This is a genomic window from Arthrobacter ruber, assembly GCF_002954225.1.
GTDB lineage: Bacteria > Actinomycetota > Actinomycetes > Actinomycetales > Micrococcaceae > Arthrobacter_D > Arthrobacter_D ruber.
Window position 1 is genome coordinate 127,729 of sequence record NZ_PPTH01000014.1, and the last position, 17,059, is coordinate 144,787.

The window sequence follows — 17,059 nt, forward strand, 5'->3', positions numbered from 1 at the left end:
TCGAAAAGATCTCCGAGAACTTACGCCGTGCAACATCACCGATTGAAGATAAGGCAAGTGTATACTCGACCGCCTGGCCCTCGATCCGGGCATCCCAGCTATTCTGAGCCGTCTCTCGTACGAGAACTGTGAGCGGGTCAAGCGACGGCCGCCCCAATAGTTTGTAGAAGCCATCCGCCGCTAGTCCTCCACTGGGAGAGTAGCGCTCCTGCACCCAAGCACCTGTCACAACGCGACCTCCGCTAAATGTGAGAAAAGCGTGGTCTTAGCGGAATCGTCAAGTTGCGAGTCACCACTCGCACTGAGGTCGATGAAGTAACTAAGCCCATAGGTTCCTGCTGGCACTGACTGGGCCACAAATGATCGAGGTATGATCCGAGGAAAAACATCGCCGTCAACTCGATAGATGCCGTGCTCGACAACCTTGTACTTGAAAGACGCATAGTCTTCTTCCATCGCTGGGTTGTACCCGGCACGGCGAAGTAGCGCCTTCATAATCGCCCTATCTGCACCAATTTCAAGTGCTTCCTGTACTGCCATCGGCACCGATTTCCCGCCAATCGATGGTTCGAATCGATACCAAGCGAGGTACAAACTTCCCTCCTCTGGGGCACACAGTTGCAGTGCCCCACTGACCTTCGCGCGGCGGCCCTCACGGGTGAAAGTCGATTTCACCTCCAACGCGTCCTCACCGCAACGGAAGTCGTGCTGACTATTCAAGGGACCCGTCCAATATCCCAGCGACCTCGGAGCTCCGACCGACAGCAACTGTGTTAGAACGGCCAACTCACCCAGCAGCCCAATCTGCTTCTCGGCAGTCAACAGTTGGGGGGAAACTTTCTCGGCCAACAACTCGCGCCAAGCGTAGTAGGTGTCGTCAAGAGCAGCTGAGATCGGTCCCGTGCTTGGCAATTCCCGAGTGACTGCTTCGACAAAGAGGGCAAAAATGTCCTCGAGTACTGGACGAGTACAAAAAACAGAAGCGAACTGCTGCCCTTCTATCACCGTCTGATTAATACGAACCGCAGCTCCATCGTGCTTCTGAATTATGTCGCTAGCAGTTAGTGGAATTAGCAAACCCATAAGACCTTCGGAGTCAATGGCGGCGCGCACAGCTCCAGCTTGCACGCGGGCTTCGATATCAACCCACTGGAAGTCGTATGCAACTCCGGCTTTCTCAATTCCCAGCACCGACCAGACGGTCTGAATACCAACGTCAGTCTGCATCGAGATTCAACTCATTGTGAGAGCCCTCAGTATCTTCGTATACATAATCTTCGTCTAGCTCGTCGTTTGACCCAGCGTTCGCCGTAACCCGGCTGAGGTCGACTTGCACCATGTCCTTCGGCTCTGAATCGGGAGCGGCCGCTGGGAGACTCAGACCAAGCCCTATCTGGTGTTCGACGGCATCCAACGGTTCCCGCGCCTTCGAAGATGACTCCGGAACGGAATCTTTCGAGATTGGGTATATGAGGAGTAAGGGAACGGCGCATTCGTTGCGCATTTCCCTGGCATTCTTCTGGGCGCCGATCTCACTTGCGTTCGGCATGTCGAGAATGAGATCCGCGGGAGACATCAAAGCCTTGATGTAGGCCGTACTCTCGTCCGACCCATTTTTCAGTCGAGCACGATTGATCAGGTTGTAGTCTGCTCCGTTCAAAGAGACAGTACCGAGGCTCTGCGAGTTTCGTTGAAGCCCCGCTACGGCCACGTTCCACTCGAGAAGTGACCCAAAAGCATTTTGTTCCTTGATGTAGCCCAGCAGCGTGTCATCCGACATTTCGCTGCTCGGGTGAAATTCATATTCTTCCAGGAATGCTGATATCACGTCTACAGGAACTTTATTTACTAAGAGTGAAGCCCTACCGTCCCTGTTCGGGTACCCATACTTGAGTGCATCCCGCAACAGGAGATCGGTGGCGCGCCGGTTATGGAGCGCAATTTCTGCATTCCGATGGCTGAAATGAATGGTTTGCGGTCGCTGCTCGCTGTAGGATGAGGTTGCCCTGACGGCATAATACATCTTCAGCGCTGACGTAATCTTCAACTTCGGGTGAAGTTGAATGCGCACCGCGAGCTCGCGAGGAGTAGCAACTCCGCCAGAATACCGCGATATGTCAGATCTGATGGAATACTCGACATCCGAAAGAAACTCGAAGTCCGACGCCAGATCTTTCGAAGTCCAGATTCGCGGCAAGTCTGCATATCCGGGCCTGTATCCGAACCAGCGTCCCATTTGGAGCGTACTATCATAATTCCGACTCTCTCGAAGGAAGAAGGAGGACACCAGCCCTTCTAAGGTAAGGCCACGCGAAAGGGTGTTTCCTCCAATCGCTATAACCGTGGCCGGATCCGCGGTGTAAAGGAGTCTCTCGCTGGAGGAACCGTTATCTGCGAGTACATGGATTCTGCTCAGCACGCCGGTCACGCCCGTAGACATCTCTTCGAAAGACACAGGCGCTAGACCGTGACGTGATGCTGGCTCCGCTTCTATCTCGGTCTCCCACTGAGCGCGCCAGGGCTGCACATTTCCAGAGGCCCACTCTGTGCTCAAGCTGCGAACAAACTTTTGAATTACAGGGATCATGTCCAGTTGCGGCTGTACACGCATTGTGGTGTGAATCAGCATGCTCGAATGGTCAGCGTGTCCCTGCCGAAAGCGTCGAGCGGCTGTCGCCATGATGAACCAGCGAACGGCGTCAGCTAGTGATTTAGTAACCAGAGGAGTGTACGGTTGCTTAGCTTTCACTTTGTAAGCGCCAGCTTCTTCCCAGCTGATATGACGGATCATATCGTGTGGCTGCTGGTCGGCGGTTGCATTCTCTTCAGGGACTGCCGCCCCAAACAGCTCTTCTGCGCCGAAGTATCCCGCAGGGCGCGGGAGTGAGTAAATAAAGCTCCGTGGGTAGATACCGAAGGGGTCAGCGGGGTTAGATAGGATGTTCGCAAAGGGCGTAGCGGTATAGCCAAGATAGGCCACTTTGGGAAACTTAAGCAATTCTACTATTTTTTCATGTATCTTGGTTCGATCTAGGTCTGGGTTCTTTGAGGAATTTGGGGTTGCTTGGTCTGCCTCATCGTCTATGATGAGGATTGGGCAATTGGCCAAGCCGCCAGACTCGTTAGCCTTTGTCAGCCAGGTGAGCAGATTGGATAACCTAGTGACATTTTTCTTCACTACCGCAAGAAGGCGGAGCTGAGATCCAGCGAGCATTGGCAGGCCCTGCACCGGATTCCCGAAGTCTGCGAACTCAGTTGTTAATGTGGCCCAATCCACTGGGTTCAAACGTGTAATTTGATTTTCGAGCCGCTGCTGTGTTTGGCGCCTTAGAGAATTGTGCACTCCAGAGAGAACGATGAAAAGACGGTAGCCAGCATCGGCTGCCTTAGTAATCGTTGCGGTAAAGTTTGCCGTCTTACCGGACTGTACGTATCCGAGTACCAGCCCACGCGTCGTTATCCTGTCGCTCGTGGGGTTTCCAAGCCGACTCAGCACGTCAGTCGATGTTTTGTCGAGGGACGGAACGGCGGGCGCCCAGCGCTGGTCCGCTTCGAGTGACGTGCGCAGGGCTGGCCAAAATTTGTCTCCTTCCTGTGGTCCGGTGTACCAAGGATCCTCTTTGCCGTTTGCATCGAATACGGTAGGCCCGCCGTGGGTCTGTATCTTTGCTGCAATCTCCAAGTGCTTCGCGACAACTTCGTCAATGAGGTCTTCGTCCCGAGTGATCTTTTTCAGCAGGTTCGCCGCCTGCTGAACGGTTTTTTGCTGACCAGTCATCATGCTGTGAAGCTGCTCGAGGCAAACCTCATGCTGATCGCTCCAAGCGGAAGTTGTATCTGACATCATCATCCCCAATATTGCTAGTCAGTGACTACCGAGGTCCTCCCACGGCTAATCCCTGAAATCCTAACCGATGACCCGGTGCGCCGTGAGGATGCAGTGTTGGCGAGCTGCCAGCCCACTACCTGCGCCACTTACTCTCAGATCCAATCCGAGCATTCAGTCCATTCATCTGAACAATACCGCGCACGAAGTCGGTACAGTTTGTGCAGGCTCAGCGATAGTCGGCTCGGGATTTACAGGGCCGATCTGCCCCCGCCAGGTTGAGGTCCGAGCGGCTGGGTTGTATGTCTGCTTCTAAACCACGGTCATCTGTATGACGGCGAACCTACAGCATGCATAGCTGGCCTGTCCCGAACGGCATCCTAGTCCGTAACGCGAGACTGCTCAGTAGCGCCCGTTCCGAGTCGCGTCCTGTCCCCCGCGCGCTTGGCACGGGGAACGAGCTTGGGCGCCAGAACTCATGGCAGCGGGGCGATAGGACGGAGGATCGGATAGTCCTCATCCTTATATAAGGATTGCACTGCCCCACCCTTGGCACATCGTGTCCCCACTAGTTGCATGCACCCCTCCGTCCGCACAGAAAGAAGATTCGCCATGGCAGCCGAATCGCTTGCGAAGTCCCGCATCCTGGGCGGACTCGTGCTCATCCCGTGATCCTCGGCTCGGTTGTCGAAACCTGCGCTTCCGGGCTTTCTGGAACTTGGCAGCTTCACCACCGCCCTGTTCGCCGACTCGGCCCTGCCGCTGATCGCCGTGCTGATCTTCGCCACCGGCATGCAGATCACCGCCAAGGCCTCCGGCCCCGTCCTCGCGACCACCGGCGGCGTCCTGCTGTTCAACACGATCATCCGCGCCGCCCTCGTCGCCGGGCTCGGCAACATCCCCTTCCTCACCCTCCTCACCCTGCTCGCCGCCGCCATCCCCGTGATCCTCGGATTCATCATTGGCAGCCTCGACGCCAAGTGGACCGAGGTCATGCGGCCCGTACCGAGCATCGTCATCCCGATCTTCGCCTTCGCCCTCGGCACCGGCATCGACCTCCGCAACGTCATCGCCGGCGACATCAGCGGCATCTTCGTCGGCACCGCCGCCACCCTCATCACCGGCACCCTGGTGTACATCGGCTACCGCTTCGTCCTCCGCCGGGGCGCCAAGGCCGGCTCCCGCAGGGCAACCCAAGCGACGCTTGCCGCCGCGTCGTAGCCGGACGTGCCATGACTTCTTCCGCACCTCCAGCGGACATCGCCGACGATTCCGTCTATGGCTAGGCAAGCGCCGATCGCGTCGGGCAAGCTGCCCGCGGGGGCGTAGCTACGCGAGACGACGCTCACCTCGCGAATCGGCGCGAACAGGATCCCGATCCGCGAGGCACTCAACCGGCTCGCCGTGGATGGACCCGTGGAGCTCAGCCGCAACAAGGCTGCAGGTAATTAGCATCTCCCCCGGACATCGCCAACGTGTGCGACGTGCGGGCCGGCTTCGAACGGCACGCCGTCCTGTTCGATCCCGGACCTCACAGCGGGATCGGACCTAGCACCTTCGCCTGCGGGGTCAGGAGCGGACGGGTGCGCCCAAGGTGGCGGCCATCTTCCACCAGAGCCGGTTCACCTCGACGTACCGGTCGGTGGGGTCGAGCGGCTTCGCCCACGGCTTGTCGATGATGTAGTGGATGTTCTTCACCGACGCCGGATCCCAGACCGACGGGTGCTGGTGCGGCAGGGTCTTCAGCGCGTTGTACACGTAGGGCAGCGGCTGCCAGCGGTCGCGGTAGAACTCGTTGAGGAAGTCCTGCTCCGCGAACGGGTAGTGCGAGAGGTCCTCAACAGCCGCCAGCCGCCCCACCATGTCGGCGAGGACGGCCTCGTCGGGCGACAGTACGAGGAAGCCGCCGTTCAGGTAGTTGTCCATCGCCCCCGGTTCGGTGACGTGGTCCCCGCCGCGGCAGTGCGTGTAGAAGCAGGTCTCGGGCCGCCAGCTCGCCGGATAGCTCGCGATCCGATTGGGGTTGCACCGGCAGGCGTGGCAGGCGGCGATGGCGCCGTCGGCCAGGTCCAGCGAGAACAGCTCGTCCATGTTCCGCGTCACCAGCATGTCGGCGTCCAGGAAGACGACGCGCTCGAACTCCGTGAGGCCCCAGACAGCCAGCTTGGTCCACACCTCCGCGAACCGGGAGTTGGCGTAGCTGTCCGCCGACCCGCCGGCAGGACGCAACGGTGCCACGTCGCGCAGGAGGCACCCGTCGTCCTGCAGGAGGCGCCGGGCCTGCTCGTCGATCCCCTCGGTCACCATGACCACGAGGGGGATGGTGCTGCCGGAGGCCGCGAGCGAGGCACGCAGCGTCCGGACCCCGATCAGGTAGTCGGGTTGAGTCGATAAGGTCACCCAGGCATTCATTGGTGGTGTTCCTGTCCTAGTGGGCGGGTCGGGTCAGTCGAGGAGCGCATCGGTGAAGGCATTTGCGAAGCGGTGCTCGGGGTCCAGCGCCTCGCGCACCCGGCGGAAGGCTTCCCACTGGGGGTAGAGCGCCGGCCAGTCGTAGAGGGACTCGTCGAAGTACTTGCCCCAGTGCGGCCTGCCACCCTCCTCGGCCAGGGCCCGCTCCACGGCCCGGAGGAAGCTGTTCCCCTCCTCGGACAGCGAACCGTCCGCCGCGTAGTAGACCACGAAGCCGAAGTAGCAGGTGTCCTGGCCGTTGGACGGGCTCAGCCATCCCTCGGACGCGCCGGTGCAGCGCAGGATCACCGGGTAGTGCATGCGGGGGCGGGTCTCCGCATGCCAGTCCTTGATCTTCCTGATGACAGCTCCGGCCCGGGCGAGCGGAATGGCGATCTCCACGTTGATCTGAGGGGTCGCGATCCCCTTGCAGAACACCTGGTAGATGTCACCCGTGACGTCGGTGAAGTCCCGGAAGCGCGACACCGTGCGGAGCGACTTGCCGTTGTCGGCGACGCCCTTGCTGTCGTCGCGGAGGTGCTGCAGCGTTGCCTCGATCGTGCTGTTCATGGACGTATCGGTCGTCGCGTACTCCACGAGCTGACTGCCACCGGCCCGGTACCGGGAGACCTCGTCGTCGGACGCCTCGTTGGCGGTCCACGCCTGCACCTGGTTTTCCTGGGGGAACCACCACGCCTTGACCAGGATGTTCTCCCGGTTCCAGGTCTCCAGGTCCGTTTCGAGTGTGCCCGCGTCGACAGCCTTCTTCACGCAGGTGTAGATCATCGACTCCCGTGCGCGCAACGTCACGGCGGTGATCACGCCCAGTGAGCCGAGGCCGAGCTGGACCGCGGGGAAGTCCGGGTGGTCATGGTCGAACTCCGCGACCGTGCCGTCGGCCAGCACCATGCGGATGGCCAGCGCGGCGCCGGCGATCGAGCTCTGCTGCAGCCCTTGACCGTGGGTTCCGGTCGACAGGGCGCCGGCCAGCGTCTGCTCGGCGATCACCCCGGGTGAGGCGTCCAGCATCTGCCCCCGCGCGGTGAGGAACGCGTACACCTCGGCCAGCGAGGTCGAGCCGGCGAAGGTCGCGGTGTCATCGGTGCTGGAGATCAGACCGCTCAGCCTGCTCAGGTCCAGGAGCGTGCCGGCTCCGTCCGCGACCTCGATCATCCTGCCGGGCGACATCCGACTCCCGATCATCCGGACCCGCCCGTCACTGGTGGACAGGAAGTCGCACAGCTCCGCCTCGCTGGCCGGCGCGACGACCGAGCCGGGCAGGCCCAGCCGGGAGTTCCAGGCCCAGTTGCGGAGCCGGATGTCCTCGCCGGTGAGCTCCGGCTCCTGGTGGGGGTAGGTGAGCTGTGTGATGGCCATGACGAGTCTCCTGTGGAAGTTCGGTTCTGCCTTCGAAGCCGCACCGACGGGCGCGGCTGATCCATCGGGCACGGGTGTTTCCGGCCACCGTGGATGAATTTCTCAGTTCTGTAGGAGTCCTGCGGACACCACAGCCCTGCCTCGTCAAGGGGATGTTTACACTGACGAAATGACTGTCGTCTGCGTACCCGATCCGAATGCCCGCGATCTCCTCGGAGCCCTTCCCGACGGGGTCGAGGTGATCGTCTGGGACGGCGGGGGCGAGAAGCCTGAGCGGCTGGCGGAGACCGTCTTCTGGGTGCCGCAGGTCGAGGACTCCACCGACCTCGCCGGGAAGTTCGCCGCCATGCCGAAGCTCGAGGTCACCCAGCTGACGAGTGCCGGCGTCGAGGACATCTTCGAGCACGTCCCGGACGGTGTGACCCTGTGCAGCGCGCGTGGCGTGCACGGCCCGGCTGTCGCCGAACTGGTCCTCGCCGTCGTCCTGGCCACGCTGCGTCGGCTGCCCCACTTCGGGGAAGCGCAGCGACAGGGCCGCTGGGACCCGATGGAGGCCGACGACCTGCGCGACAAGCGCGTCCTGATCATCGGCGCCGGTGACCTCGGAGAGCAGACCGCCCGCCGCCTGCGGAGCTTCGACGTCGTTCCCGTGTTCGTGGCGCACACCGCACGAGTCGGCATCCACGCCACCTCGGAGCTGCCGGGCCTGCTGCCCGAGGCCGACGTGGTGGTGCTGACCGTTCCGCTCACGGAGGCCACCACAGGTCTCGTCGACGCGGAGTTCCTGTCCCGGATGCCCGACGGCGCCCTGCTGGTCAACGTGGCGCGCGGCAAGGTCGTGGACACCTCGGCGCTGCTCGCGGAACTGACGTCCGGGCGGCTGCGCGCCGCCCTGGACGTGATGGAACCGGAGCCCCTGCCTGCCGACCACCCGCTGTGGACCGCTCCGAACCTGATCATCACCCCGCACGCCGCCGGCTCGATCGCGCAGTCCGGCCCACGAGCCTTCGCGCTGGTCAACGCGCAGGTGCGCCGCTACGTGGCCGGCGAGGACCTCGTCAACGTGGTGAAGGGTGCCCACTGAGACCTCAGGCATATGCCGTGAAGTGCGGGCCGAGGGTGTCGAGCCAGGCGACCGGATGCACGGCCACGGCGTCGGCGCCGGGCCGGGCCCGCGCGGCCGCGACCGCCTCCTGCAGCGCCGCTCCGGTCCGGGCGAACGGGTAGCGGTCGAGCACCCAGCGGCGATTGGCTTCGCGGACCGGCGCCAGGGCGTCGAGGTCCTGGATCAGGTCTGCCACCCGGTCGCGGATCAGCAGCGGTCGCTGGTCCGGGACCCGCCAGGCACCGGGTGCCTCGAACAGCTCGTGCCCGCCGCCGCCGTCGTACCCGACCACGAGGCAGCCCGACGCCAGCGCCTCGGCGACCGGCAGGCCGTAGCTCTCGGTGTGCCCGAGGGCGACGAAGACCGCCGAGCCCGCCAGGGTGGCGGCCACCTCCGCCCGCGGGGCCTGGACCAGTTCCACCAGCTCCACTCCCGAGAGTCGTGGCTCGTCGGCCAGCAGCCGCCTCAGCAGCGAGGCCTCCCGCGGCCGCTTCTGGGGGAACCAGCTCACCCGGAGCTGGTCGGTCGCGTCGGGGGCGAACAGCTCGCCGTCGACCGGGTTGGGCACCACGCTCACCGGCAGGCCGGGCAGCGCGGCGGACAGCACGTCGCGGCTCTCCTCGGACACCACCCAGATCGCGGGCGCCGGCGTCCAGCCGGGGAAGTCCTCGCCGGGCGCGCCGGCGGCGAAGGTGTAGAAGTGGTTCTGGTTGAAGATGACCTTGCGCGCTCCGTGTGCCGGATCGCGGCCCTGGACGGTCGGTGTCTCCGGCAGCACCAGGAGGTCGTCGGCGCCGATCGCAGTGGTGTTGCCGAACAGCATGGGCACGTCGTCGGAGATCCAGTCGGTGCGGTCGTCCGCGTCGGGCAGCCACAACCAGGCCTCGTGGCCACGCTCACGCAGCAGCCGGACGTGCTGGGTCATTACGTGCACGCCGCCGCTGTGGTGGCGCGTGGCGAAACCCGCGTAGACGATCTTCCCTGGAGTGCTCACCATGTTGGAGCCGTCAGGTACCAGGACGCGCCGCTCCCGGTGTTGTGGGCGGGGAACGAGTCCGGGCCGAGCCCGACGTCCGCCTGCCACCCGTCGCCCCACTTGGCGTCCAGTCCATGGAGGATCTCCGCCCGGTTGCCCTCGGAGCTCTGACCGGTCCGGTTCATCGTCTGCCGCCGCAGGTGCGAGACGTAGGCGCCTTCCGTGACCACGCACCGCAGGCCGGCCGCCCGCACGCGGATCGCCAGGTCGATGTCCGCGCCGTAGCCGTGCCGCGGGAAGGTGACATCGTCCAGACCTCCCAGTCCGACGACGGGGGGGACGGCGAACGCTATGGCGGTGCCGTCACAGAAGTCGACGTCGCGCAACACGTCGCGCGGGACGTACTCCGCGGCGGTACCCGGTATCGCAGAGGCCCGCTGGTGGAGCCAGAAATCGTCGTAGCAGGCCGCCGCGAGCGCGATGTCGTCCGCTGTGGAGAAGGGCGCGAGCAATCCATCGAGGAACCCGGGCGACAGCCGGATGTCGTTGTTCAGCACCACGCAGACCGCATGGCCATCGCGCGACGCCGTCTGCAGAGCCCAGTTGGCGGCGCCGATCCACCGCAGGTTGCGCCCCGGGCGGTGGACCTCGATGCGCCCCTCAGGGAGGACGTAGTCACCGGCGTTGTCGACCACCACGATGCGCAGGGCCGGGTCGAGGTCGCTCCTGTCGCGGACTAGGTCGTGCACGACCGCATCGGTCAGCTCCGGCGAACCGAAGGCGGGGATGACCACCAGTGCCGACGCGGCGGTCGCGGAGGGGGTCACTGCTTGGCACGGGCGGCGCGGCCCCCGCGGTCGCCGTTCAGCGTGATGATCAACATCGGTTCCCGTCAGGTCAGGTGGACGTGCGCCACGGCAGCGAAGACTACGAAGTAGTTCTGCCAGGCCCAGCGAACGGATGGCTCTTTCTTGTGTGACGTGCCCCACGCGGCTTACAGTAAGTACATCGTGTCCGTACTAGTTGTACGCACCCCTCCGCCCACACAGACCTCCCGCACAGAGAGAAGATTCGCCAATGGCAGCCGAATCGCTTCCGAAGTCCCGCATCCCCCTGTTCGACGGCATGAACCGCATCCCCGGCGGGCTCATGCTGATCCCCCTGATCCTCGGTTCGATGGTCGGGACATTTACGCCCGGCTTCCTCGAACTCGGTAGCTTCACCACCGCCCTGTTCGCCGAATCGGCCCTGCCCCTGATCGCCGTCCTGATCTTCGCCACCGGCATGCAGATCACCGCCAAGGCGTCGGGTCCCGTGCTCGCGACCACCGGCGTGGTCCTGCTGTTCAAGACGATCATCCCCGCCGCCCTCGTCGCGGGTCTCGGTCTGTTGGTCGGCGTCGAGGGCATCCTCGGCATCTCGATCCTCGCCCTGCTGGCCAGCTTCGACAACAGCAACGGCGGCCTCTGGCTCGCCTTCACCGGCCGCTACGGCGACTACCGCGACCGCGGCGCCTACATGGCCTCCGCCATCAACGACGGCCCCTTCTTCACCCTGCTGTTCCTCGGCATGTCGGGCCTCGGCAACATCCCGTTCCTCACCCTGCTCGCCGCCGTCATCCCCCTGATTCTCGGCTTCATCGTCGGCAACCTCGACGCGAAGTGGACCGAGGTCATGCGGCCCGTGCCGAACATCGTCATCCCCTTCTTCGCCTTTGCGCTCGGCACCGGCATCGACCTCCGCAACGTCATCGCCGGTGGCATCGGCGGCATCTTCGTCGGCATCGCCGCCACCCTGATCACCGGAACCCTCGTGTACATCGGCTACCGGTTCGTCCTCCGGCGCGGCATCAAGTCCGGCATCGGCATCGCCTCCGCGACCACGGCCGGCAACTCGATCGCCACGCCGGCCATCGTCGCCGCTGCGGACCCCAGCTTTGCTCCGTTCGTCGAAGTCGCGACCGCTCAGGTCGCTTCCGCCGTCCTGGTCACTGCCATCTTCGCGCCACTCCTCGCCACCTGGGTGCTCAAGCGCCAGGGCGGTCTGGACACGGAGGACGCCGCGCATGTCATCCCCACCTCCGCTTCGGAGCTCCCTCCCGCCGGCGATCCCTCCGCACCCATTACCCGTCCCCGTCGAATCGAACAGGACGGCGAGGCGTGACGGAAGCGCAGCCCGCTCCGATCGTCGGCATCGCTGCCGACGACGTCACCGGCGCCACCGACTCCGTGGTCCAGTTCTCCCGCATTGGCTGGTCCTCCCGGCTGCTGCTGGGCGAACTGCTCCCGGACTCGGTGGCACCGGGCAGCGCCCTGGCCGTGAACACAGACGCCCGCGCGATGGAACCCGTCGCCGCCCGTCAAGCGACGGCGAGCGCCATCAGGAACCTCGTCACTGCCGGGGCCGACCGCCTGTACCTGAAGATCGACTCCACCATGCGCGGCAGCGTTCCGGCGCAGGTGGCCGGCGCGCTCGACGCGTGGCAGGAGCGGCACCCCGGCTGCTTCGCGGTCGCATGCCCGGCCTACCCGGCGATGGGGCGGACGATCGAGGACGGCCTGCTGCGGGTGCATGGCGGACCCGTCGAGGACTCCCCCGCGGGCCGGGACCCGGTCACGCCGGTTCCGACCAGTGAGTTCTCACAACTTCTGCCCGGCACCACGACGATCAGCCTCAGCGGTTCTGCGGACCGGGATGCGCAGACACTGCGGGACGCGGCGCGCGACGGCGTCGTGGTCGTCAATGCGGCGTCCGACGATGACCTCCGCACTCTTGCGGCCGCGCTCGTCGTCGCCGGTCCGACGGCAATACCCGCCGGCTCCGCCGGGCTGGCCGCAGCCATGGCAGCAGCCTGGGCCGTGGCCGGAGCAGTACACGCCGCATCAGAACTTGCACCCGCCGCGCAGGGGCAGCGGATCGTCGTCGTCGTCAGCTCACTGCACGACGTCGCCCGCGCCCAGACCGACCACTTGCAATCCCAACTGGACTCCGCCGACCTCCGCATCCTGCAGCCCGACGAGACCCTGCTCGACCAGCCGAACCGGCTCGCCCAGTGGGCAGCTGGAGAGCTCGAGGTTCCGGAGTCCCTGCCGCGAGTCGTCGTCATCACCTCCCCCGAGGCGGTCGGCGGTTCCGGAACCCTCAGCGGTACCGCCATCGCGAACAGCCTCGCGTTGGTGGTGCAGCAGACCCTGGCCCGCACGTCCGTCGGCGCCCTCGTGCTCGTCGGCGGCGACGGAGCCCGTGCCGTCCTCGACGCCACACGGGCCCAGGCGCTGCGCATCACCGGCGCCATCCAGGAGGGCATCCCGGTCGGCGTCGTCGAAGGCGGCACCGCGGCTGGAAAGATTGTCGTCACGAAGGCCGGCGGCTTTGGGCCGGTCACCGCCCTGCTCGACACCGTCACCGAACTCACCCAGACACTGACCCGCACGCTCGCCCAGTCAACGGAGGCATCCTTATGAGCATCCCCACCCTCGCCGTCACCCTCGGCGACGTCGCCGGCATCGGGCCGGAGATCACCGCGAAGTCCCTCCTCGGGCACGACGACGTCCGGCAGGAGTGCAGGCCCGTCGTCATCGGCGACGAGGCCGCGATGCGCCAAGGCGTCACCAATGTGGGCGGCGACCCGGACAAGGTCCGCGTGCTGTCCTCGATCGAGGACGCGACGAACGAGGCCGGCATCATCGAACTCCTGCAGACCGGCCCGTCACTGGCGGACGTGAAGCTCGGCGAGCTCAGCCCCGCTGCGGGCGACGGCTCCTACCGCTTCGTCGTCGAGGCCTGCCGGCTCGCCCGCGAGGGCAAGGTCCAGGGCATCGTCACCGCGCCCCTCAATAAGGCCGCGATGCACGCCGGCGGGCACAAGTGGCCCGGCCACACGGAGCTGCTCGCGCACGAGTTCGGCGTCGAGAACTTCAGCCTCGTCCTGTCCGCGGGCGACCTCTACTTCTTCCACCTCACCACCCACGTCTCCCTGCGCCAGGCCATCGAGGACGTCACGCCCGAGCGCACCACCAACGTGATCGAGCTCGTCAGCGCGTTCACCAAGGCGCTGGGCAACCCGGACGAGCCGATCGGCCTCGCCGGCCTAAATCCGCATGCCGGCGAGAACCGCCTGTTCGGCGACGAGGACGCGGACATCCTCGCCCCGGCCGTCACCGCCGCCCGGGAGAAGGGCATCAACGTGCACGGGCCCATCCCCGCGGACGCGCTCATCCCCGCCGCGGTCAAGGGCAAGTGGAACATGGTCATCGCCTGCTACCACGACCAGGGGCACGCACCCTTCAAGGCGGTCTACGGCGACGACGGCGTGAACATCACCGTCGGGCTGCCCGTCGTCCGCGTCTCGGTGGACCACGGCACGGCGTTCGACATCGCCGGCCAGGGCATCGCCCGCGAGGCGAGCCTGGTGCTGTCGATGCGCCGAGCTGCTGCGCTGGCGCCGGGGTGGGATCACGTCTGGCGGACCGCGCAGAAGAAGTAGGGACGGGCGGGCCCCGGGGCGGAACAGGCCATAATGGCTGGAATGAAGACGCCTGACGCCCCGGGACGCCCGCTCGACGCCGACAGCGGCGAGCCGCTGCACCTCCAGGTCCGCGGTCACCTGCGGGCGCAGATCATGAATCACTCGCTGCCGCCCGGCACCTCGCTGCCCAGCGAGGCACAGCTGCAGGTGCGGTACGGCGTCTCCCGGTCCGTGGTCCGGCAGGCCCTCGGTGCACTGGCCGATGAAGGGCTGATCGAGCGTGGACGCGGACGCGGCAGCACCGTGGCCCCTCGACGGGAGCACCACCGGCTCGTGCACCGCACCTCTGGGCTCTCGGCGCAGCTCGGGAGCACCGGCGCGAGCGTCGGCACCGAGGTACTCTCGCTGACCGTGCGGGACGCCGATGCGTCGACGGCGGTCCTCGGAACGCCTCAGGTGCTCGCGCTCGAGCGGCTGCGCACAGCCGACGGCGTGCCCATCGCCGTCATTCACACCTGGCTCCCTGTGCCGGCGTTTACTTCCCTGACCGCCGAGGATCTCCACGACGCGTCCCTCCATGCCGTGCTCGGGGAGAAGTTCGGCGTGCAAATCGCCTCCGGGAAGCGGCAGATCCGGGCCGTTCCCGGCGACCAGGACCTCCTGCGCCTGCTCGAGTTGGGGGCGTCGTCACCCGTGCTCCTGCTGGAGGGGACGAGTTTCGACCAGAACGGGCGGCCCGTCGAGGTGTTCTCGACCTGGCATCACCCGGACCACGTGGTGTTCGACATCGATATCCAGCAGGACGCTCAGCTACCGGCCGTGCTGAGCGGTCCGGCTCCATCGTCGTCCGGTGACCCGACTGATCCCATCGAAGAGAGGGCGCGCAAGCTGGCCGCTGAGCTGCTCCGCTTTGCCGACCAGCTTTCCACTTCGAGCCGATAGGCAACCACACGTTCGACGTTGATTCCACGCCGTTTCACATGCCTCAGTGCTGCTGCCCTGTAGAGCAGTATCAACCCTCCTGGCAGACGATCCCGTTCAAAACGTTTCTTCGTTGCACCTGGAACGCGGTCGTAGGACGGCTTCACCAACGCCACCCGGCATCCGGCATCCGACCTCAGCCCGCTCCTTCCACGGGCACTACCTGCTCGATGCCCGGGCTTGGTGAGACAGGAGGTGTCGACAGGGCTTCAGCAAAGCTCTGCAGCATCCCTGCCCCGATCCAAAGGGTGAGCGCCAACAGAACGAGACGCCCGAGAGCGCCGAGGCAGCTCGGCTGGTTCTTCCGCCGGGGTCGACTGCCGGACGCGGGACGAGAGACTCGACGGATGGTCGGCTGGGGACCTGAAATGGTTCGACGCACCGCAGCCGCCCGGCGAGCCGTCAGGACCGACGAGGCAGAATCGGTGCGATCGAGCAGCGCAGTCGTGGCAACACCAGGGCTCGTCGGACCCGTCAGCAAGCCCTTCAGGTAGTCATGGATGATCTCGACCGAAACTTCTTCCAACACCTGTGGTAGCGCAAGCACCGCGTCGACCAACCGATCAATGCCCACGACGGTCACGCCGGAGGTGGTGGTACCGCTGAGGTCCGGTTGCCCCACCAGACAGATCCAACCCTGTGCCAGGCTGCGATGCTGCGGTTCGAGTAACGCAGCCACTTCAGCGCACTGGGTTAGCACAGACGCTGTTTCCTGCTGGCGCGAGTAGCCGTTCCGGCGGAGCTCGCCGTTGTGCAGCCGAACATCACCCGACCAGTTCTTGGCATCGATGACCAGCACACCGCCGGGACCGACGGCGATGTGATCGATGTTTGCCCTCTGTCGACCGGGCCAGTGCACGTCGTGCAGGAGCTTCCAGCCGTGGAGCTCCAACCGGCGCAGCTGTTCACCGACCCTTGCTTCACCCTCGGCTCCGGCGAGCCAAGCCTGCTGCGCTCTACGTGCCTTCTCCAGTTCCGCTTCGAGCTGCGCGAGTTCGGTTTCCAGCCGGGAGACTCGTTCGCCCAGCCGCCGCGCCTGCTCCGCAGCGCCCTGTCCTGCTTCCACGTCTTCCCCCAGAATCCTTCTGCTGCACAAGCAGCCTAGGAGAATCCGGAGCGGGTAGTCGGAAGGAAAAGCACAGGAGTACCGAAGGGTTTGAGCGCTCCGGTCAAGGCGCTGAATTCCGCTGAGCCCAGCTGTCCTGACGAGTAGTCGTGCGCCCACGAGACGCCGATCCGGTTCAGGCCTGAGGAACCAGCGTCCCGAGGTGCGCGATGATGGCCGCGACTCCCACCTCGAAGCTCAGGTCGGACCGCGGCCCGCCCAGGGACGACGCTTCGAACGCCCTGTGCAGCGCGGGCTGGTCCTCGGCGCTCGCGAGCCAAGCCGATTCCGGTGACGCCATGTCCAGTGCGGAACCGAGCATGAAGCTGTCGAGGACCGTCACCGCCACCACCACGTCGTTCGCCGTGAAGCCCTGCTCCACGAACACCGCCGCGAGGTGCTCGTAGATCTCCAGCGTCGCCGCGTCCGTCACCGCTTCCCCCACGAGCAGCGGGATGGCTTTCGCATGCTGGCCTAGGGCGCTGCGGTAGCTCCGCGCCCATGCCGCCGCCCGGTCCTGCCAGGCCGGGCCGGCGGTGAAGAAGTCGCCCGCCGCCAGGGCGTCGGACCCGATGACCGACCGGATGCCGTTGATGATCTCCGGTCGGCCCTGCACATGGTGGTAGATGGACGACGGGCTGACCGAGAGCCGCTTCGCGAGTCCCGGCAGCGTGAAGTCGCCGAACTCGTCGACCAGCTCGAGGGCTGCCCGGTAGATCTTCTCCTGCGACAGAATCGCCTGGCGCGGCCTGCCCATGTCCCCCCTGATG

14 protein-coding genes and 1 pseudogene are annotated in these 17,059 nt (G+C 65.1%); 7 read left to right on the forward strand and 8 right to left on the reverse strand.

The window, feature by feature from the left end:
- Positions 1–225 precede the first annotated feature (225 nt).
- Positions 226–1,227, reverse strand: a complete 1,002-nt coding sequence (locus CI785_RS05730) for a PD-(D/E)XK motif protein (RefSeq protein ID WP_105031132.1) — start codon at positions 1,225–1,227, stop codon at positions 226–228.
- The gene (locus CI785_RS05735; protein WP_205753570.1) at positions 1,217–3,847 is read right to left on the reverse strand and encodes a Z1 domain-containing protein; all 2,631 of its coding nucleotides are present in this window, start codon (positions 3,845–3,847) and stop codon (positions 1,217–1,219) included. Before CI785_RS05735 ends, CI785_RS05730 begins: the two co-directional genes overlap by 11 nt.
- A gap of 663 nt (positions 3,848–4,510) precedes the next feature.
- Between CI785_RS05735 and CI785_RS05740 the strand changes: the two genes are divergently transcribed.
- Together CI785_RS05740 and CI785_RS17745 are read left to right on the forward strand one after the other, a co-directional pair.
- Positions 4,511–5,047: a 2-keto-3-deoxygluconate permease gene (locus CI785_RS05740; RefSeq protein WP_105031134.1), complete on the forward strand. Its 537-nt coding sequence runs from the start codon at positions 4,511–4,513 to the stop codon at positions 5,045–5,047.
- A gap of 120 nt (positions 5,048–5,167) precedes the next feature.
- Positions 5,168–5,278, forward strand: a pseudogene (locus CI785_RS17745) (hypothetical protein); the annotation flags it as partial.
- 117 nt (positions 5,279–5,395) lie between these two features.
- On the opposite strand, the gene CI785_RS05750 reads toward CI785_RS17745, so the two are convergent.
- Together CI785_RS05750 and CI785_RS05755 are read right to left on the reverse strand one after the other, a co-directional pair.
- Positions 5,396–6,226: a glycosyltransferase family 8 protein gene (locus tag CI785_RS05750; RefSeq protein ID WP_205753571.1), complete on the reverse strand. Its 831-nt coding sequence runs from the start codon at positions 6,224–6,226 to the stop codon at positions 5,396–5,398.
- 45 nt (positions 6,227–6,271) lie between these two features.
- Entirely contained in the window at positions 6,272–7,654 is a 1,383-nt protein-coding gene (locus CI785_RS05755) for a D-arabinono-1,4-lactone oxidase (protein ID WP_105031136.1), read from the reverse strand.
- Between the two features lie 169 nt (positions 7,655–7,823).
- Here CI785_RS05755 and CI785_RS05760 point away from each other — a divergent pair, with 169 nt between their 5' ends.
- On the forward strand, positions 7,824–8,738 hold the full coding sequence (locus CI785_RS05760; RefSeq protein ID WP_105031137.1) for a 2-hydroxyacid dehydrogenase: 915 nt from the start codon (positions 7,824–7,826) through the stop codon (positions 8,736–8,738).
- 4 nt (positions 8,739–8,742) lie between these two features.
- Here CI785_RS05760 and CI785_RS05765 read toward each other — a convergent pair whose 3' ends face one another.
- Both CI785_RS05765 and CI785_RS05770 read right to left on the reverse strand, forming a co-directional pair.
- Positions 8,743–9,756, reverse strand: a complete 1,014-nt coding sequence (locus CI785_RS05765; RefSeq protein ID WP_105031138.1) for a glycosyltransferase — start codon at positions 9,754–9,756, stop codon at positions 8,743–8,745.
- On the reverse strand, positions 9,750–10,562 hold the full coding sequence (locus CI785_RS05770; protein ID WP_157940179.1) for a glycosyltransferase: 813 nt from the start codon (positions 10,560–10,562) through the stop codon (positions 9,750–9,752). The genes CI785_RS05765 and CI785_RS05770 overlap by 7 nt, the downstream gene beginning before the upstream one ends.
- A gap of 250 nt (positions 10,563–10,812) precedes the next feature.
- Between CI785_RS05770 and CI785_RS05775 the strand changes: the two genes are divergently transcribed.
- From CI785_RS05775 to CI785_RS05790, 4 genes are read left to right on the forward strand one after another with little or no spacing between them, the layout of a single operon-like run.
- The gene (locus CI785_RS05775; protein ID WP_105031140.1) at positions 10,813–11,898 is read left to right on the forward strand and encodes a 2-keto-3-deoxygluconate permease; all 1,086 of its coding nucleotides are present in this window, start codon (positions 10,813–10,815) and stop codon (positions 11,896–11,898) included.
- The gene (locus CI785_RS17025) at positions 11,895–13,199 is read left to right on the forward strand and encodes a four-carbon acid sugar kinase family protein (RefSeq protein WP_170068213.1); all 1,305 of its coding nucleotides are present in this window, start codon (positions 11,895–11,897) and stop codon (positions 13,197–13,199) included. The genes CI785_RS05775 and CI785_RS17025 overlap by 4 nt, the downstream gene beginning before the upstream one ends.
- Positions 13,196–14,221, forward strand: coding sequence for a 4-hydroxythreonine-4-phosphate dehydrogenase PdxA (pdxA, locus tag CI785_RS05785; RefSeq protein ID WP_105031141.1), 1,026 nt, complete (start codon positions 13,196–13,198; stop codon positions 14,219–14,221). The genes CI785_RS17025 and pdxA overlap by 4 nt, the downstream gene beginning before the upstream one ends.
- A 42-nt stretch (positions 14,222–14,263) precedes the next feature.
- Positions 14,264–15,145 carry a GntR family transcriptional regulator gene (locus tag CI785_RS05790; RefSeq protein WP_170068214.1) on the forward strand — a complete coding sequence of 294 codons (882 nt, stop codon included), beginning with the start codon at positions 14,264–14,266 and terminating at the stop codon, positions 15,143–15,145.
- A gap of 175 nt (positions 15,146–15,320) precedes the next feature.
- On the opposite strand, the gene CI785_RS05795 is transcribed toward CI785_RS05790, so the two are convergent.
- A complete protein-coding gene (locus CI785_RS05795) occupies positions 15,321–16,250 on the reverse strand; it encodes a nuclease-related domain-containing protein (protein WP_157940181.1) in 930 nt (309 codons plus the stop codon).
- Positions 16,251–16,425: 175 nt separating this feature from the next.
- Positions 16,426–17,046 (reverse strand): TetR/AcrR family transcriptional regulator, encoded by a 621-nt coding sequence (locus tag CI785_RS05800; RefSeq protein WP_105031144.1) that lies wholly within the window; start codon positions 17,044–17,046, stop codon positions 16,426–16,428.
- Between the last annotated feature and the right edge of the window lie 13 nt (positions 17,047–17,059).